The sequence below is a fragment of the Mycobacterium attenuatum genome, from assembly GCF_900566085.1.
In the GTDB taxonomy this organism is placed as follows: Bacteria; Actinomycetota; Actinomycetes; order Mycobacteriales; family Mycobacteriaceae; genus Mycobacterium; species Mycobacterium attenuatum.
On sequence record NZ_UPHT01000207.1, the window covers coordinates 1 to 1,743 of the forward strand.

Consider the following 1,743-nt stretch of genomic DNA (forward strand, 5'->3'; position numbering starts at 1 on the left):
GTGTGTGGCCAGGGTTGGGGTTGGGTGGGCAGTGCCACGGTGCCGGCAGACCAGTCGATGTGGGGGCTGGGTTGGTCGATGTGCAGGGTGGGGGGCACGGTGTTGTGGTGTAGGGCTTGGATCATTTTGATCACTCCGGCCACTCCGGCGGCGGCTTGGGTGTGGCCGATGTTGGATTTGATTGATCCCAGCCATAGGGGTTGGTCGCGGTGGTGGTGGGTTCCGTAGGTGGCGATGATCGCTCCGGCTTCGATCGGATCGCCGAGGGTGGTGCCGGTGCCGTGGGCTTCGACGACATCGACGTGGTCGAGTCCGATCCCGGCGTTGGCTGCGGCTTGGTGGATCAGTTGTTGTTGTGCGGGTCCGTTGGGGGCGGTGAGTCCGTTGGAGGCGCCGTCTTGGTTGACTGCTGAGCCGGCGATGATGGCTAGTACCTGATGGTGGTAGCGGCGTGCGCGGCTTAATGGTTCTAACACCACCACGCCGACGCCTTCGGCCCATCCGGTGCCATCAGCGTTGGCGGCAAATGATTTGCAGCGGCCATCGGGGGCTAGGCCGCGTTGACGGGCGAACTCGGTAAATGCGGTGGGGGTGCTCATTACGGTCACGCCCCCGGCAAGGGCTAATTCGGATTCACCGTTACGCAGTGATTGACAGGCTAAATGAATCGCTACCAATGATGAAGAACATGCGGTGTCAATGGTTAACGCTGGTCCTTGCAGTCCTAAGACATAGGCCACCCGTCCGGAGGCCACGCTGGTGGCCGAGCCGGTGAGTGCATAGCCTTCTACCGATTCAGAATCAGTTGTTCCGTAGGGTTGGGCGTAAGCCCCGACGAAGACCCCGGTGGCCGATCCGGCTAACCCCGTCGGGTCGATACCGGCGTTTTCCAACGCTTCCCAACACGTCTCCAACAACAATCGTTGTTGAGGATCGATCGCTAGGGCTTCACGGGCAGAAATCCCGAAAAAGTCGGCATCAAAATCACCGGCACCCTTTAAAAACCCTCCATACCGGGTGTAAGTCTTGCCCACCGCATCGGGATCAGGATCAAACAAACCCGCTAAATCCCAGCCCCGATCATCGGGAAACCCTCCCACCACATCCACCCCGGCGCTGACCACCTCCCACAAATCCTGCGCACAACCAATCCCCCCAGGAAACCGACACCCCACCCCCACCACCGCCACCGGCTCCAACAACGACGCCAAGAGCGTCTTTAAACGTTGATTTTCAGTGAGAGTGGCTCTCAGGGCTTCAGTAATTGTGTCAATCTTATTTTGCATGGCGATTATTCTCTAGTGGATCGAGGATCGGCATTTCTTAGCGCGACAGTGAGCAAGTCGTCCAGATCCATATTTGTCAGGTCGATCTCCTTTTCATAAACGGAGACCGCAGCATTTTCATCAACCAATAATTTGTTCAAGAAGCCTAAAACGTTAGCTTTTGCGAGATTATTAACAGGAATCGATGTAATCAAATGTTGAACTTGTTTAGCGTAGTCATTAAGCGCAGGTGTCGAAGAGGAACTGTCGGTGTTGGTGATTAGTGCGATCAGGTATCGGGCTAGTGCGTGGGGGGTGGGGTGGTCAAAGATCAGGGTGGCGGGCAGGGTTAGTCCGGTGTGTTGGGCGAGGTTGTTGCGCAGTTCGAGGGCGGTCAGTGAGTCGATTCCGAGGTCTTTGAAGGGTCGGTCGGCGTCGATGGTGGTGGGGTCGGGGTGGGCTAGCACGGTGGCGGTGG

At 57.7% G+C, this 1,743-nt stretch carries 1 protein-coding gene and 1 pseudogene; both read right to left on the bottom strand.

Annotation, left to right across the window (positions count from 1 at the left end; all coding sequences use genetic code 11):
- Nucleotides 1-1,286: type I polyketide synthase (locus tag EET13_RS29605; protein ID WP_136623324.1), on the bottom strand; the 1,286-nt coding region annotated here is incomplete at its 3' end.
- Nucleotides 1,287-1,555: 269 nt separating this feature from the next.
- A pseudogene (locus tag EET13_RS33085) lies at nt 1,556-1,743 on the bottom strand (acyl carrier protein); the annotation flags it as partial.